Annotated in this window: 8 protein-coding genes; 7 read left to right on the top strand and 1 reads right to left on the bottom strand. The window is 68.7% G+C overall.

The features are described from left to right. On the bottom strand, positions 1 to 551 hold a 551-nt coding region (locus AB0I76_RS08345; protein WP_357031673.1), incomplete at its 3' end, for a glycogen debranching enzyme N-terminal domain-containing protein. 42 nt (positions 552 to 593) lie between these two features. On the opposite strand from AB0I76_RS08345, the gene AB0I76_RS08340 reads away from it, so the two are divergent. The 7 genes from AB0I76_RS08340 to AB0I76_RS08310 form a co-directional block, all read left to right on the top strand. After that, positions 594 to 3,314 (top strand): glucosidase, encoded by a 2,721-nt coding sequence (locus AB0I76_RS08340; protein WP_357031670.1) that lies wholly within the window; start codon positions 594 to 596, stop codon positions 3,312 to 3,314. 53 nt (positions 3,315 to 3,367) lie between these two features. Next, positions 3,368 to 4,060 (top strand): HAD family hydrolase, encoded by a 693-nt coding sequence (locus tag AB0I76_RS08335; RefSeq protein WP_357031667.1) that lies wholly within the window; start codon positions 3,368 to 3,370, stop codon positions 4,058 to 4,060. A gap of 43 nt (positions 4,061 to 4,103) precedes the next feature. Then, on the top strand, positions 4,104 to 5,309 hold the full coding sequence (locus AB0I76_RS08330; RefSeq protein ID WP_357031664.1) for a HEAT repeat domain-containing protein: 1,206 nt from the start codon (positions 4,104 to 4,106) through the stop codon (positions 5,307 to 5,309). A gap of 71 nt (positions 5,310 to 5,380) precedes the next feature. Next, positions 5,381 to 6,325 (top strand): rhomboid family intramembrane serine protease, encoded by a 945-nt coding sequence (locus tag AB0I76_RS08325; protein ID WP_357031661.1) that lies wholly within the window; start codon positions 5,381 to 5,383, stop codon positions 6,323 to 6,325. A gap of 37 nt (positions 6,326 to 6,362) precedes the next feature. Next, positions 6,363 to 7,109 (top strand): DUF4184 family protein, encoded by a 747-nt coding sequence (locus AB0I76_RS08320; protein WP_357031659.1) that lies wholly within the window; start codon positions 6,363 to 6,365, stop codon positions 7,107 to 7,109. 509 nt (positions 7,110 to 7,618) lie between these two features. Next, positions 7,619 to 16,291 (top strand): DNRLRE domain-containing protein, encoded by an 8,673-nt coding sequence (locus tag AB0I76_RS08315; protein ID WP_357031657.1) that lies wholly within the window; start codon positions 7,619 to 7,621, stop codon positions 16,289 to 16,291. Between the two features lie 422 nt (positions 16,292 to 16,713). After that, a partial coding sequence (locus tag AB0I76_RS08310) for a BTAD domain-containing putative transcriptional regulator (protein WP_357031654.1) occupies positions 16,714 to 17,663 on the top strand: 950 nt, incomplete at its 3' end.

Here is a 17,663-nt window from a genome sequence, read left to right as displayed (position 1 = left end):
AGGCGGAACGCCCCCTCCACGACCGCCCCGCCGGCGACCGGCTCCACCCGGGGCGTCGGCCCGTCGGCGCGCCGCTCGCCGTGCGCGTCCCGCCAGGTGCACGCGGCGCTCAGCTCCAGGTGCACCGGGCCGCCGCTCACCAGCCGGTGCACCACCGCCACGCACGACCGGCCGTACGCCATGGCGATCTCCCGCTCGACCACCACGTCGCCGATCCGCCACCGCCAGCGGGGCAGCCCGTCGGTCAGGTCGAAGCGTTCGAGCAGCTCGAAGCCGCGCGGGTCCACGTCGCCGGAGGACCACTCGTGCGCGCCGAGGCGCACCCGGGCGCCGGACGGCAGGACCACCGCCGGGTCGAGGCTGGCAAGTCCCATGTTCCGGGACGCCGGGGTTTCGCCGGCCACCACGAGCAGACCGTGGTACCGGCGGGTGCGCAGCCCGCTCACGGTGCCCATGGCGTACCCGCCGAGGCCGTCCGCGACGACCCATTCCCGGGTCGCCCCGCTGGTCAGGTCGCCGCACACCTGCGGACCGAAGCGAATGTCGATCAACTTTCCTCCACCGGCAACGGGGTGCCACACGCCACGACGAGAATGGCCGCTGTGGTCAAGTACCCCGGCGGCGTCGAAGATGTGCAGGTGATCACCGACCCCTCGAACCCGTTCACCTCCGCGCCCGACCCGGAGCGCATCCGGCTCGCCCAGGCTGACGCGGGAGAGCAGGACTGGCGCGCATGGGGTCCCTATCTGTCCGAGCGGGCGTGGGGGACGGTACGGGAGGACTACAGCGAACACGGCACGGCGTGGGACTACTTCCCCCACGACCACGCGCGGTCCAGAGCCTACCGGTGGAGCGAGGACGGCATGGCGGGCGTCTGCGACGACCGGCAGACGTTCTGCTTCGCCCTGGCGCTGTGGAACGGCCGGGACCCGATCCTCAAGGAGCGGATGTTCGGCCTCGGCGGGGACGGCGGCAACCACGGCGAGGACGCCAAGGACTACTGGTGGTACGAGGACTCCACCCCCACCCACTCCTGGATGCGGTGGCGCTACCACTACCCGCAGGCCCCCTTCCCGTACGACGAACTGGTCGCGGTCAACGCGCTGCGCGGCCGGGACGACACCGAGTACGAGCTGGTCGACACCGGGATCTTCGACGACGACCGGTACTGGGCGGTGACCGTCGACTACGCCAAGGCCACCCCGACCGACATGTGCGTCACGGTCACCGTCGCCAACCGGGGCGACCGCGCGGAGACCCTGCACGTGCTGCCGACGCTCTGGTTCCGCAACACCTGGGCGTGGGGGCTGCCCGGCGGCGACCGGATCCCCCGCCTCGTCGGCGAGGGCTCCCGGTTGGTCGGCGATCACCGGGTGCTCGGCCAGCTCCTGCTCGAGGGCGACGGCGACCCGATCCCGCTGCTCTGCGACAACGACACCAACGCCGAGCGGCTCTGGGGGCTGCGCGGGCGGTCCCGCTACCCGAAGGACGGGATCAACGACCACGTGGTCAACGGCGCCGCCACGGTCAACCCCGACCGGGAGGGCACCAAGGGCGCGCTGCACTACGTGCTGACCGTGCCCGCGGGGGAGCAGCGGCAGATCCGGCTGCGTCTGACGCGTACCGCACCGCCACCCGGCGGCACCGCGCCCCCGCCGGGCGACCTCGGCGCCGGCTTCGACGCGGTCGTCTGGGCCCGCAGGGCCGAGGCCAACCGGTTCTTCGCCGGTGTCATCCCGACCGCCGCGACCCCCGACGAGGCCCTCGTGGCGCGGCAGGCCATCGCCGGGCTGATGTGGGGCAAGCAGTTCTACCACTTCGACGTCAAACGGTGGCTGGAGGGCGACCCCGGCTCGGCGCCCCCGCCGCCGGGCCGCCGGCACGGGCGCAACAGCGCCTGGTGGCACATGACCAGCTTCGATGTCATCTCCATGCCGGACCCGTGGGAGTACCCCTGGTACGCCGCCTGGGACCTGGCCTTCCACTGCGTGAGCATCGCCCGGGTCGACCCCGGCTTCGCCAAGGAGCAGATCCTGCTCCTGCTGCGCGAGTGGTACCTGCACCCCAACGGGCAGATCCCGGCGTACGAGTGGGCGTTCGGTGACGTGAACCCGCCGGTGCACGCGTGGGCCGCGCTGAAGGTGTTCGAGATCGACGGCGGGCGGGACCACGCCTTCCTCGCCCGGGTGATGCACAAGCTGCTGCTGAACTTCACCTGGTGGGTCAACCGGAAGGACACCGGCGGCAACAACGTCTTCGAGGGCGGCTTCCTCGGGCTGGACAACGTGGGTCCCTTCGACCGGTCGGCCGCGCTGCCGGTCGCCGGGGTGCTGGAGCAGTCCGACGGCACCGGCTGGATGGCCATGTACGCGCTCAACCTGCTCGACATCGCGATCGTGCTCGCCGAGCACGACCACACCTGGGTGGACACCGCCACCAAGTTCTTCGAGCACTTCGCCTACATCGCCGCCGCCGCGTACGAGCAGGGCCTCTGGGACCCCGAGGACGCGTTCTTCTACGACGTGCTGCGCCTCACCGACGGCACGAAGGTGCCGCTGAAGGTGCGCTCGGTCGTCGGGCTGCTCCCGCTCGCGGCGGTCACCCGGCTCACCGCGAAGACCCTGCACCGGCTGCCGGAGCTGGGTGCCCGGCTGCGCTGGTTCCTCACCAATCGTCCCGAATTCGCCTCGGTCATCGGCGCCCGCCGGCTCGGCCCGGACGGCCGCCAGCAGCGCCTGCTGTCCATGGTCGGCCCGGACCAGATCGTCCGGCTGCTGGCCCGGATGCTCGACACCGACGAGTTCCTCTCCGAGTACGGCCTGCGGACGCTGTCCCGCGCCCACCTGGACAAGCCCTTCTCGGTCACCCTCGGCGGGCAGGAGTTCTGCGTCGGCTACGAGCCGGCCGAGTCCACCAGCGGCCTGTTCGGCGGCAACTCCAACTGGCGCGGCCCGATCTGGATGCCGACGAACTTCCTGCTGATCAGCGCGCTGCGCGACTACGCGGCGTTCTTCGGCGACGACCTCCAGGTCGAGTACCCGACCCGCTCGGGCGTGAAGCGGACCCTCGACGAGATCGCCGACGACCTGTCGGTACGGCTCATCTCGCTGTTCACCCGCGACGACTGGGGGCGGCGACCCATCTACGGCGCCGCCCAGCTCTTCCAGACCCACCCCGACTGGCGGGACCTGATCTCCTTCCCGGAGTACTTCCACGGCGACAACGGGGCCGGCCTCGGCGCGTGGCACCAGACCGGCTGGACGGCGCTGGTCGCCGATCTCATCCTCACCCTGCGCCGGCCGGAATCCAGGTGAGTGGTCGGCGGCGAGGCAGTACGGTGGCGCGGGCCGCACACAGGGGAGGACGTATGCCGTACACCGGTCAGGTGCTCGTGTTCGACGCCGACGACACGCTCTGGGAGAACAACGTCGTCTTCGAGCGGGTGATCGACGACTTCCTGGAGTGGCTGGACCACCCCACCCTCGACCGGGCCGAGATCCGGGCCATCCTCGACGACATCGAGCGGGCCAACGCGGTCACCCACGGGTACGGCAGCAAGGTCTTCCTGCACAGCCTCGGCGAGTGTCTGGAGCGGCTGCGGGAGCGCCCGGCCACCGACGCCGAGCGACGGGACATCGACGGCCTCGCCCGGGCGCTGGTCGAGCACCGGGTGGAGCTGATGCCCGGCGTCGCCGAGGCGCTCGACGAGCTGGCCGGCCGGCACGAGCTGCTCCTGCTCACCAAGGGCGAGCACGAGGAGCAGCAGCGCAAGCTCGACGCGTGCGGCCTGCTGCACCACTTCGGGGCGGCGCACATCGTCAAGGAGAAGGACGCCGACACCTACCGGTGGCTGGCCCGGGAGCACGGCTTCGACCCGGCCCGCGCCTGGATGATCGGCAACTCGCCGAAGTCCGACATCCGGCCCGCCCGCGCGGCCGGGATGAACGCCGTGTTCATCCCCAACGAGAACACCTGGGTGCTCGAGCACGACGAGCTGGACCCGACGGACCCGGGCGTCCTCCGGCTCGCCGCCTTCCCGGACCTGCTCCGCCACTTCTGAGCGGGGCGGCGGAGGGGGGCCGGGATGCTCTATCGTCGCCGCGATGTGGCGACGACAGAGATCATGGGACGCCGTCGACTGGAGCGCCGTCCAGTGCGCGTACGGGCCGGCGGTCGAGGTGCCGGGGCTGCTGGACCGGCTCCGGTCCCGGACCCGGGACATCCGCCAGGCCAGCTACCAGCGGCTGAGTGACGTCCTGAACGGGTCGTCGGAGGCGGGCGCCGTCGTGGCGCCCTTCCTCGTCGAGATCGTCGGTGATCCGAAGGCGCCGGACCGGTTCGCCGCGGCCCAGGTCCTAGCCGCCATCGCCGTCGGTGACCAGAGCACGTGGCTGATCGAGCGCGACGATCCGGCCACGGCCCGGCGGGAGGTGGAACGCCGTCGCTCCCTCACTCGGGCGGACCTGGAACGCGAGCAGGACGAGTGGGTGGTGTCCGGCCCGACCGCCGACGCGCGGGCGGCCCGCGCCCGCCGCGTCCAGTGGTCCGACGTGGAGGAGGACCGGGACGGCCAGCGGTGGGCAGTGCAGGCGTACGACGCCGTCCGGGCCGGCGTACCGGCGTACCTCTCGGCCCTGACCTCACCGGACGTGGCGGTCCGGCTGCACGTCGCGCACCTCCTCGCCTGGTTCCCGGAGGAGCGGGCCAGCATCGCGCCGGTGCTGGCGCGCCTCATCGTCGAGGAGCCGGACCCGTTCGTCGCGGCGACGGCCTGCGTGGCGGCCGGGCTGTGCGCCGGCGGCACCGACGACACGGCCCTGGTGGACGCGGTGTCGCGCCGCCGGGACGCCGTCAATCGAGGTGAAGAGTGGTCCGCAGTGCTGGGGCTGGCCCGGCTGCGGTCGGCACCCGACCGACCGCTCGTCGAGGAGCTGTACGGCTGCCTCGACGGCGCGCGCGGCCCGGTGCCGCACTGGCCCCTCCTCGGGGGCGACATGGCCACGGTCGCCGCCCTCACGATCCGGGACCTTCCGGCCGGGGTCGCGGAGGACCGGGTTCGGGTCCTCGTCGACCGGGTCACCGCCCCCGCCGACGAGACGGACCGGTGGCTGCTGCTGCGGGCCGCCCTCGACGCGGCGTTCCCGCACGGGCCGATCCCCGACGGCACTCGCTTCGCTGACCTGAACGACGACCAGCGGTACGCCGTCACGGCCCTGCGCCAGGCGGGGGAGCTGACCGGGGGAGCGATGGTGAGCATGCTGGTGGGTTCGTACAACCTGGGGGCCGCCGGGAATCCGATCTTGGGTTAGCCTTTCCGGCGCCGTCCTGCGCCCGACGGCGTACAGGTTGCGCGGCACCGCGCCGGACCGGGAGACCCGCCATGGACACCACGAGCACCCCGCCCTCCGACCCGCCGGCGGCCGAGACCCCCACCACCTGCTTCCGGCATCCCCGCCGCGAGACGTACGTGCGCTGCTCCCGCTGCGACCGCTACATCTGCCCGGACTGCATGCGCGAGGCGCCGGTCGGCTTCCGCTGCCCGGTCTGCATCAAGGAGGACAACCGGACGGTACGCGAGGCGCGCACCGTCTTCGGCGGCCGGACGGTCACCGTGCCCCTGGTGACGTACGCGCTGATCACCCTCACCGTCCTCGCGTACCTGGTCGAGCTGGCCGTCCCCGGCGTCGTGGAGCTCTTCTACAACGTCGGTGCCGTGCTGGTCGACGCCGACGGGGCGCACTATGTCGACGACGGCAGCCCCTACTCCGGCTACGAACAGGCCGGGGTCCTCCACGGCGAGTGGTACCGGCTCGTCACCTCGGCGTTCCTGCACCAGCTTCCCGGCAACGGGATCTTCGGGATCGCGCACATCGCGCTCAACATGTACTGGATCTGGGTGCTCGGCCGGATCCTCGAGGAGCGCCTCGGGCACGCCCGCCTCACCGCGGTCTACCTGCTGTCCGCCGTCGGCGGCTCGGTGCTGGGTGTCCTGGTCGACCCGGGCCAGGCCGCGCTCGGCGCGTCGGGGGCCGTGTTCGGCCTCGCGGCCTGCTATGTCGTCCTCACCCGGAAGCTGCATCACCACCCCCTCGACGGTCGCCACCTCATGGTGATGTTCGTCCTGTGGCTGGTGCTGTCGGCCAGCTTCACCTCGTGGGAGGGGCACCTCGGCGGGCTGCTCGCCGGTGGCGTCACCGCCCTCGGTCTCGCCTTCGCGCCCCGCGACCGGCGGGGTCTGGTGCACGCGCTGGTGATCGGCGGTGTGACGGTGCTCTTGGTCGGGCTGGTCGTCCTGAAGTCGCTCCAGTTCGCCGGGACACTCTGAGACCCGCCGACGCCATCGCCACCCGACTGGACCCGACGTGCCGCTGACCTTTCCGTCGCACCTGGCGGCGGTGCTGCCGCTGAAGCTCTGGCGGCCGCGCTGGTTCGACGGCGTCGCCCTCTGCACCGGCGCGGTGTCGCCGGACGTCGCGTACCTGTTGGCCGGCACCCCCTGGGAGCCTCCGCGCACCCACACCCTCGGCGGCCTGCTCTGGTGGTGCCTGCCGGTGGCGCTCGGGTACGCCTGGCTGGCTCGCCGCTGCGCTGCCGTGGTCGCTCCGCACCTGCCGGCGGGCCTGACCCACCGCTGGCCGGACCTCGCCACGCTCGGCGCCGTCCGGCACCCCTGGCTGGTCACCGTCGGCTCGGCGGGGATCGGCGCGCTCAGCCACGTCGGCTGGGACCTGGTCACCCACACGGACTGGCTGCGCGCGCTGGGCGTGGACTGGTACGCATCCACCGGTGTCCACTGGTGGACGGTCTCCGACGCGGCGAGCACCGTGCTCGGCGCGGTGGTCGTCGCCGGGTTGGCGCGCCACGTCGCCCGCCGGCAGGACGGCGTGGACCCACCAGACTCCACGCGGCGGATGGTGTCCTACGCGGTGGCAGGCGTTACGCTCGCCGTGGGGATGGGCGTGCTGCCGCTGTTGCCGGCGGCCGACCAGATCGCCCCCACCGGCGTACGGCTGCTCCACGTGATGGCGGCGGCCCTGCTGACCGGCGGCATCGCGGCGACCGTCTCGACGCGTCGGCGTGGAGACCGCCTCGACACGAAACAGCGTTGACACAACCGGCCGTGTTACGCGGACATGCCGCTTTTTCACCTTGACATCAATCACTCCCCGCCGGGCCCGGGAAACCTTGTCCGAGCTGCCGAAACGCGCCTAACCTGATCCGGCGCTCAAGGCTCTTCGGGGTGAGTCGGGAGCGCGCCGAAGTCCGGTAGTTGGGCACCGTGGAGCTGAGTGCAGGCGGGCCGGCTCGCCGTGAAGAGGTCGGCGTGGGCGGACGTGCCACGCCTGCGTGACCGACACGGCGATGTCCGCTACCACGCCGGACGGCTGGGGGTCAGGATCGGGGAGTTGCGGACCCGATCCTGACCCGTTCCGGCCCCGTTGCGACGCGAGAGCTTCCCTCCTGCGAACACCGTTGCACGGCCGACGACTGCCGCGCATTGAGCGATAAAGGTCGATCTGAGATAGCGCGATGCATCGATATTTTCGCGATAGCGGTCGGTATACGAAGCAACCCTAACTTCTACCCGTCGAATTGGACCCTGACCGGAGGGTGACGGGTGAAGAGAAAACTTCGCGGTCCGGTGATCGCGAGCCTGACGGTGGCGCTGGTCGCCACCCTGGGCGGCACAGCTGTTCTGTCTGACCAGAAACCGCAGAGCTCGGCGGGTGCCGACGATGAGCCGGGCCTGCTCGAACGCATCGGCGACGCGGCCAAGGGGCTGGTCGACGGTGGTGACCCGCCGCCGGAGCCGGAGGTGGTCGGGGCCGGACTGGCCGTCAACGAGAAGCCGACGCCCGCGAAGGCCTGGCCACCGCAGAAACGGGTCAGGGAGCTGGCGGCCAAGCGGACCGCGAACAGCAAGGTCTACCAGCTTTCCGACGGCCGGACCCAGGCGGAGATCTCTTCCGTGCCGCTGCACTACAAGGACGTCAAGGGCCGCTTCCAGCCCATCGACACCACGGTCCGTCCCGTCACGAACGGGGACTACGTCCAGGGCAACCGGACCAACAACTTCACCAGCCTCTTCGGCGACAGCACGGAGGACCTGGTCCGCTTCGAGGCGGGCGGGCGCAGCATCGAGCTCGGCCTCGCCGGGGCGGTCAAGGGCGCCAAGCCCACCGTCGACGGCTCCACGGTCACCTACAAGGGGCTCGCCGGCGGGGCCGACGTCGTCTACGACGTGACCGCGACGGCACTCAAGGAGAAGATCGTCCTGCGGAAGGCGGCGAGCGGGCCGGCGTCGTACACCTTCACCCTGGAGACCTCCGGCCTGACGGCGCAGCAGCAGAAGGACGGCTCGATCGCGTTCCTGCCTGCTGACGGGGGCGGCCCGGTGTTCGTGATGCCGGCGCCGTTCATGTACGACGACAAGGACGACCCGTCCTCCCCGCACGGCAAGGTGTGGAGCGACAAGGTCACCCAGACGGTGACCCAGTCGGGGGACGCCACGACGATCACCGTCGCCGCCGACGCGGGCTGGCTCGCCGACCCGGCGCGCGTCTACCCGGTGGTCATCGACCCGACGATCAAGGTCCAGCCCGTCCCGACCGACGCGCGGGACGTGCAGATCTACTCGGGCAACACCACCAGGAACTACAACGACACCTACCAGCTCAAGGTCGGCACCGACGAGACCCAGGCGTGGCGGTCGCTGCTGAAGTTCGACCTCAGCTCGATCCCGGACAACACGCCGGTCGACGACGCGCAGCTCCAGTTGTACTACTCGCAGACCCACACCCAGTGGAACTACGACGTGCCGATGGAGGTCCGCCGGATCACGAAGGCGTGGAACGAGACCGGCGAGGTGGGCCCGAACGGCGAGGTGGGCGCGACCTGGGCGAGCATGAACGGCCAGATCGCCGGTGCTCCCGCGGGCAACGTGGTCGTCAAGGACGACGGTGACACCGGAACGTCGGTGGTCGGGTCCTGGCCGTGGTCCGGGAACACGACGCTGACCCCGAAGGCGATCAACACCGACTACCGCTACCACGGCAGCAGTCTCGCGACGGACACGCACACCTGGGTGCCGACCATCACCGAGTCGGGCGACTATCAGGTCGAGGTCCACTACGTGGGTGCCTCGGACCGGCCGACCAACGCCCCGTACAAGGTGTACTTCTCCGGCGGGTCGAAGACGTACACCGTCGACCAGACCACGCCGAGCAGTGCTGGCAAGTGGCTCACTCTCGGTACCCATCCGTTCGTGGCGGGCACCACCGGCAAGGTGGTCCTCAACGGCGTGCCGGGCACGTCCGCCAACGCCGACGCCGTGCGGTTCACCAAGGCCGGCGCCGTCAAGAAGCGGGCCGTGTCGAGCGTGTGGAACACGTTCCCCGTCCGCAACCTCGTGCAGGACTGGGTCAACGGCACCTACGACAACCACGGCTTCATGATCAAGGCTCTCGACGAGGCCACGAAGGACCGCGGCGGGCCGATCTACGAGGCGTCGGAGTACGCGTACGCCAACGACCGGCGGGACTTCAACCTGCCCAAGCTGGTGGTCACCTACGGTCGTCCAGGCGTGGCGGTGAACCCGCCGACCACCATCACCTCGACCGGTGCGGTCCTCACCTGGCCGGGCTACAACGACCCGTCGACGAGCACGGCGGACGACGCTGTCGAGTACCAGGTGCACCGCAGCGTGCACCAGAACTTCGTGCCCTCGGCGGCGACGCTGATCGCGCCGGTCTCGACGAGCACGCAGACCTACCAGGACACCACCGCGGAGCCGACCGCGGCGGACAACACCAACCCGATGGCCCGCAAGTTCTTCTACTACATGATCGCCGTCAAGACCCGCGACGGTCAGCTCGTGGGCGGGCCGACCCAGCAGGCGATGCTGCCGAAGGCCGGACAGATCACGAAGATCATCCGCCGTGGCGCGACGGCCGCCGATGTGGTCGACACGACGATCGGCTCGTTGGTGCCGAGCCAGAACATCAGCATCTACGACGGTGACAGGTACATCGGGGTCGGGAACAACTCCACCGTCTACGGCGACACCCGGGGCCTGGTCAAGTTCGCCAACCTGGCCGGCATCCCGTCCACCGCAAAGGTGGTGGACGCCCAGCTGCGGCTCTGGACGGCCTACAACTACGGGCCGAACGACCCGAGCAGCGGCACCGTGGACGTGCACGAGCTGCGGCAGAACTTCGCCGAGACGACGGCGACCTGGAGCCAGGCGTCCACCGGCGTGGCGTGGACCGGCGGCGGCGACTACACCGCGACGCCGCTGTCGGGTTTCAACGGCTTCACCAACGACCCGGAGTGGGAGACCTGGGACGTCACCGCGGCCGCCGCGAAGTGGGTGGTGAACCCGGCGACCAACTACGGTCTGCTGCTCAAGATGAAGGACGAGGCAGCGAACAACCAGCGCGTCATGATGCTCAACTCGGAGGCGCCGGAGCCGCTGCTACGGCCGACGCTGGAGGTCACGTACCTCGAGCAGACCGCCGAGTCGACGTACTACGCCGCCTCGACGCCGCAGACACTGACGCCGAACACCACGTACGCCCTCCCGGTGACCGTGTCGAACCCGACGCTGGCCGCCTGGAACACCACGGACTGGGAGCTGTCCTACGACTGGAAGCGGTACGACGCCTCCGGTGTCCTGGAGGATGTCCCCGACGACAGCTACGAGCTGCGGACACCGCTGCCGAAGAACGTGGTGGCCGGCGGCACCGTGGAGGTCACCGCGCAGGTGAAGGCTCCGCCGTCGTCCACCGACGGCAACAAGCGCAGCGAGTACGTGCTCAACTGGGACCTGCGCAACAAGCTCAACGGCACGAAGCTGTCCTCCTCGTCCGCAATCAAGGGGCTGCCGCAGAACGTGGCCGTGGAGGAGCCGACTTCCGACCAGCTCGGCCTGGAGAAGTTCTACTCGTACGCGGGTAAGAACACCGGTGCCGGCGGCACCCTGATGAACAACCTGTACGCCGGCAACACCGTCTGGTCGTACAACGCGCTGAACAACCCGTCCCGGGGCCTGTCGACGTTCGTGCGGATGTCGTACAACTCGCTGGACACCACCGACTCGGTCGCCGGTTTCGGTTGGTCGCTGCAGGCGTCGTCGATGATGCGCCTGGGCACCCCGCTGGACTTCCACCCCAACCCGAACCCGACGAAGGTCACCCTGACCGACGGCGACGGCACCAGCCACTGGTTCACCTGGGACGCCGCCGCTGGGGAGTGGAAGGCACCTAAGGGTGTCCACCTGTACCTCCAGAAGGCCACCGCGGTCGACTGCAAGCCGAACACGCAGGAGCGACGGGCGTGGGTGCTCACCAAGCCCGACCGGACGCAGTTCTTCTACGACTGCGAGGGCTTCCTGTCCAGCGTGGTGGACAACAACGGCAACGAGATGCGCTTCACCTACGAGGAGCGCAAGTCCAACAACAAGCCGACCAAGTTCCTGCGGTACCTCACCGATGCGACCGGCCGGCAGACCCTGACCATCGACTACTACGCCAAGGGCCAGGCGTTCCAGTACATCGACGACACCACCTGGACCCGGCAGTCCGGCACCAACCTCACCAACCCGAAGATCATCGACCACGTCTCGCAGATCACCGACATCTCGGGGCGGAAGCTCACCTTCACGTACACCGACAAGGGTCTGCTCGGTGAGCTGGTCGACGGCGCCGGCTCCACCAACGGCACGCCCAAAACGTTCAAGTTCGCCTACGACATGACGCAGGGCAACAAGAACGTCAAGCTGGTCAAGGTCACCGACCCGCGGAACAACGCCACCAACCTGGTCTACAACTACCCACAGGCCGGCGACGACCCGAAGTGGCACTGGACCACCAAGTCCTACACCGACCGGCTCGGCCACCCGACCCAGTTCGCCTACGTGGACCCAGACGGCCCGCAGGGCAAAAACATCAACACCACGGTCACCGACGCGGAGAACCACGCCACCGCATACCGGATGGACGGCTACGGACGGCCGTACGAGACCACCAACGCCAAGAACCAGACCACGAAGCTGGGCTGGGACGATGACCACAACGTCGTTCGGCTGGAGGAGGCGAACCTTGCCGCCTCCACCTGGACGTATGACCAGAAGACCGGCTACCCGACCGAGATCAAGGACGCCGAGGCGGTCAAGAACGGCACGCCCGGCACGGTGCTGACCTACCAGCGCCAGCTCAACGGCTACGTCGCCGACCTCACCGAGAAGGTCAGCCCGGAGGGCCGCAAGCACACCTTCGGCTACGAGACCGACGGTGACCTCGCCTGGGTGGTCGACCCGATCGGCAACACCACGGCCGACCCGGAGGACTACAAGACCTCCTACACGTACGACGCGTGGGGCCAGATGCTGACGGCGACCGACGCCAACGGCAACACCACGAAGAACGACCTGTTCGACGCGAACGGCTACCCGCAGAAGGTCATCGACGCGAAGACGAAGGAGACGGAGTTCGTCTACGACGAGCGCGGCCAGGTCAAGACGGTCACCGACGCGTACGACAAGGTGACGTCGCAGGAGTACGACACCTTCGGCCGTCCGCTGGAGAACCGGGTGCCGAAGGACCAGGGGGCCGGTGACTTCATCGTCACCCCGGCTCCGGTGTACGACCAGAACGACAACGTCGTCAAGTCCTTCGCCCCGAACGGCGCGTACACCACCGCGTCGTACGACAAGGCCGACCAGCTGACCGACACCCTGGCACCGGTTGACCAGGTGGGTGACCCGGAGCGGAAGACCTCGTTCACGTACGACAAGGTCGGTAACCCGCTGACCACCACCGAGCCGAAGGGCAACCTGACGCCGACGGTGGCCGGCGACTTCGTCACCACCAACGCGTACGACGAGATCTACCAGCTCACCACCGTCACCAACGCGAAGGTCCACCAGATCACGTACGAGTACGACAACGTCGGAAACGTCAAGAAGGTGGTCGACCCCCGCAAGAACGCGTCGACCTCGACCACCGACTACACGACCCTGTACGACTACGACTGGGCGCACCGGGTCACCAAGGTCACGGACGCCCTGGGCAAGTTCACCACCACCCGGTACGACCGGGACGGTCTGGTCACCGCGACCACCGACCAGCTCGGCAACACCACCGAGGTCGTCCTCGACAAGCGGGGCAAGCCAACCGAGGCCAAGGTGCCGCACAAGAACGACAACGGCACCATCACCCACCGCATCACGAAGTTCGAGTACGACGAGGTCGGCAACCAGACGCGCGTCGTCAGCCCCCGGGGTGTCGCCACCACCGACGACCCGGACGACTTCGCGACGGTCAACGTCTACGACGAACTGAACCGGGTGAAGGAGACCCGCACCGCGTACGACAAGGACGACGCCCGCTACAAGACCGCGGACGTCACCACCTACACGTACGACGACGTGGGCCGGCTGGCGAAGGTCAGCATGCCGCCTTCGGCGGGTGAGTCGGTCCGCAACGACACGACCCACAGCTACTTCGACAACGGTTGGACGAAGACCAGCAGCGATCCGTGGGACATCGTCACGTCGTACGACTACGACAAGCTCGGTGCCCAGACCGTGCGAACGGTGACGCCGGCCGGTGAGGACCGGTCGAACTCGACAGCGAACCGGACGATGACCTGGTCGTACTTCCCGGACGGCAAGCTGGCGTCCCGGACGGACGACGGTGTGCCGGCCGGCAAGCACGTGGTGCTGGTCGACAACTCCGACTTCAACAACACCACCGCCATCGGCACCTGGACCGCCGCGACCTCGGCGACGACGAAGTACGGCCCCAGCTACGCGACCCGGCCGGCGGGGACAGGAACGAACGCCTTCACCTGGCAGCTCAACGTGCCGCAGGCCGGCACGTACGAGGTGTTCGCCCGCTACCCGCAGGTTTCCGGTGCCGCCACCGACGCGAAGTACACCGTCAAGCACGGCGGCGGGAACACGGTGCGGACGGTCAACCAGACCACCGGCACCGGGACGTGGGTGAGCCTCGGCTCCTACAGCTTCACCGAGGGCAACAGCCACGCGGTGTCGCTGTCGGACCAGGCCACCGGCACCGTCGTCGCCGACGCGGTGAAGGTGGTCCGGAACAACACCGGCGAGACCGACAACGAGAAGGTCGACTACGCCTACCGGTACGACCCGAACGGGAACCTGACCACCATCACCGACTCGTCACCCGGTGCCCGGGTCGACACGTACTCGGTCGCCTACACCGGCCTCAACCAGGTGCAGACGGTCACCGAGAGGAAGTCGGGAACGGTCAGGAACACGACGTCCTTCACCTACAACGAGAACAGCGCACCGCTCACCACAGCGCACGACAAGCAGTACGCCAGCTACGCCTACGACGAGCGTGACCTGGTGTCGACGGTGGTCAACGGCGAGTCCGCCACGGACACCGGCAAGAAGACGACCACCTTCACCTACACCGACCGGGCCGAGAAGAAGAAGGAGACCAAGGGCAACGGCAACACCGTCGACTACACCTACTACCTCGACGGGCTGCTGAAGTACCAGGTCGAGAAGAAACCGAACGGCGTGGTCGTCTCCGAGCACTCGATGGTCTACGACCTGAACGGCAACCGCACCTCCGACAACAACAAGAAGATGCGGGCCGACAACGCCTCGGCCTACGTCTGGAACAACGCCACCTACACGTACGACCCGCGTGACCGCGTGGTGTCGGTGAACAAGAGTGGTGACACGCCAGGCGACGAGACGTACGTCCACGACGCCAACAACAACGTCATCGAACAGACGGTCAAGAACGTCACCACCGCGTTCAACTACGACCGGAACCGGCTGCTGACGGCGACGACGGGCGGGGCGAACGCCTCGTACAACTACGACCCGTTCGGCCGTCTGGACACGGTGACCGCCGCGGGTGTGGTGATCGAAAAGAATCTGTACGACGGGTTCGACCACGTCCTGGAGAACCGCAAGAAGATCGGAGCCGGCACGACGGTCACGAAGTACACCTACGACCCGATGGACCGGACGTCAACGAAGACGACCGACGCCGGCGGGGCGAAGGAGAAGGTCACCACCTTCAACTACCTGGGGCTGTCGTCGGAGGTCCTCGACGAGGAGGTGGCCGGCGAGCTCACCAAGTCCTACCAGTACTCGCCGTGGGGTCAGCGCCTGTCGCAGGTGACGCACAAGGACGACGGGACCGAGGAGGAGGCGTACTACGGGTACAACCCGCACACCGACGTCGAGCAGCTGACTGACGAGACCGGCAACACGAAGGCCACGTACGGCTACACCGCGTACGGCAAGGACAACGAGGCCGAGTTCACCGGCATCGACAAGCCGGACGCGGCGGACCCGACGAAGGAGCCGTACAACGCCTACCGGTTCAACGCCAAGCGGTGGGACCAGGCCTCAGGCTCGTACGACATGGGCTTCCGCGACTACAGCCCGGACTTGAACCGCTTCCTGTCCCGCGACAGCTACAACGGCGCCATGGCCGACATGAACCTCGGCCTCAACCCGTGGACCGGCAACCGCTACGCCTTCGGTGGTGGAAACCCGATCAGCATGATTGAAGTCGACGGTCACCGTCCCTGCGGTGACGATGCGTGCCGGCTGTACGAGAATGAAGCAGGCCAGGTGGTCGATCTTCGTTCTGCGTCACAGATCCCCGACGAGGGCGATCTGCCAGGTGGTGGTCCCTACGAGCCCGGACCGTCCCCCGAATGCGGAAACGTGAGCCTCGACTCGTGCCTGGTTGCGTTGCAGCAGCACGAGCAGGACAAACGGAACATCTGTAAGAACATGCCGCCGGACCACTGCCTGATGGCGCTGGAGGCCGATCGAAACAACCCGGGCTACACGCCGCCGGGCGAGGAGTGGACGCTGCAGCCACATCCGGATATCGCTGGCATCCGTATGTACGGTATCTGCGTCAATGGTAGTGTCGCGGCCTTCCTCGGCGCCGGGGAACAGGCCTGCATCGTGGGTGACGGCCAGGGTCTGGGTTGGACCTACTCACTGCAAGGGGATGTTGGCCCTAACGCTGGTTTCGGTGTGGGTATTAGCGGCGTGGCTTCCGATGGAGCTATCCACGACCAGGTCGGCACATCTGACTACTGGCAGGGCAGCTTGGGGAAGGTTGGGAATCTCCAGTATTCAGCTGGCACCGGGGCTTGGAACCAACCAGTAAATACTGTCAGCAGTGGGGTTGGCATCGGGGTCGGGGGCGGCTATACCGAGGGTAAATCCGGGACCATTGTGGGCCGCTGGTTTGATTGGTGGTGGTGGGACTGATGCACGTGTATCAGCGGCATCGAATCCGAGGTTGACGATGATGCTGACGTGACGAGCAATCGGGTCTCGGGTTCGACGGGCCGCCGGAGTTTGTTCAGCCGGCGCTGACGGACATCGGGGTCAAGGGTGGCCGCCGAGGTGGGTTTCCGCCTCGGCGGCCACTGTCCTGGTCCGATGTCAGGTCGGCGCTCACGCCAGCCCAGATCGACCTGGCGGTCTTTCCTGCCTGGCCACTCCCTTTCCGGAGCAAGGCGTTCAACGAATCTGGTGAACGGAGCGTTCTGGTCACAAACTTTGTTACAACGACACGCCGCGGTGCGGCGTTGACGCTCATCACTATTCTCGTCTCTCGATGTGCCTTGCTGCTGTCTACAAGAGGCACTTAGCCTGAGCGCGCTCAAGGTTTAACGGGGGAGCGAGAAATGCAGATCGACCTCAGGTTACTCGGCAGGATGCAACTGTTCGTCGATGGCATCGACGTCACGCCGGGGGCGGCGAAGCGGCGAGCCGTCCTCACCGCCCTGGCGCTCGACGCCAACCGGCCGGTGTCGCTGAACCGTCTCTCCGAAGTGGCCTGGGGCGACGTGCCCCCGCCGTCCGCGGTCGCCAACTTGCGGTCGCACGCGATGGGACTGCGCCGGGTGCTCAGTGACCGGTTGTTCGCCCGCACCAACGCCTACGAGCTGCGCCTGGTCGGCGATGAACTGGACGTCAACCGGTTCCAGCGGCTGGCCAGCGACGGACGGGCCGACCTGGCGGCCGGGAAACACCGTGCGGCGGTCGCGACGCTGACCGCTGCACTCGACTTGTGGCGCGGACCGGCCGGTGACGGCCTGCCGCCAGGGCCGCTGTTGGACGGTCACTGGGCCAGCCTCGAGGAGCAGCGCCTCCAGGTGTTCGAAGAATGGGCGCAGGCACGCCTGGCCGTCGGGGAACACGGCGGCCTGCTCGGGGACCTGCGCCGCCACCTCGCCGCGCACCCGCTGCGCGAACGCGCCTGGGGTCAGCTGATGCTCGCCCTCTACCGGTGTGGGGACGTACCGGCGTCCCTGACGGCGTACCGGGAGGCCCGCGCGGCGCTCGACGAACACCTGGGCGTCGAACCGGGGGAGGAGCTCGCGGCACTGCACCGGGCCATGCTCGACCGCTCGGTCGATCTGATGCCCGTCGCCCACACCCCGAACCGGTCGGAAGGCGAGGAACGCGGCAACGCACCCGTCGTGCCCCGGGAACTTCCGGCGAACCTCACCACGTTCGTCGGCCGTACCGGGGAGGTGGCGGACGTGGTCGCGGCCGTGCGTGGCGGGACGCCGGCCGCCGTGGTCGTCAGCGGGCCGGCCGGCAGCGGGAAGACGGCGCTCGCGGTGCGCGC

It is taken from the genome of Micromonospora sp. NPDC049799 (assembly GCF_040656655.1).
Classification (GTDB): Bacteria; Actinomycetota; Actinomycetes; order Mycobacteriales; family Micromonosporaceae; genus Micromonospora.
This window is presented reverse-complemented; position numbering and strand designations above follow the sequence as displayed.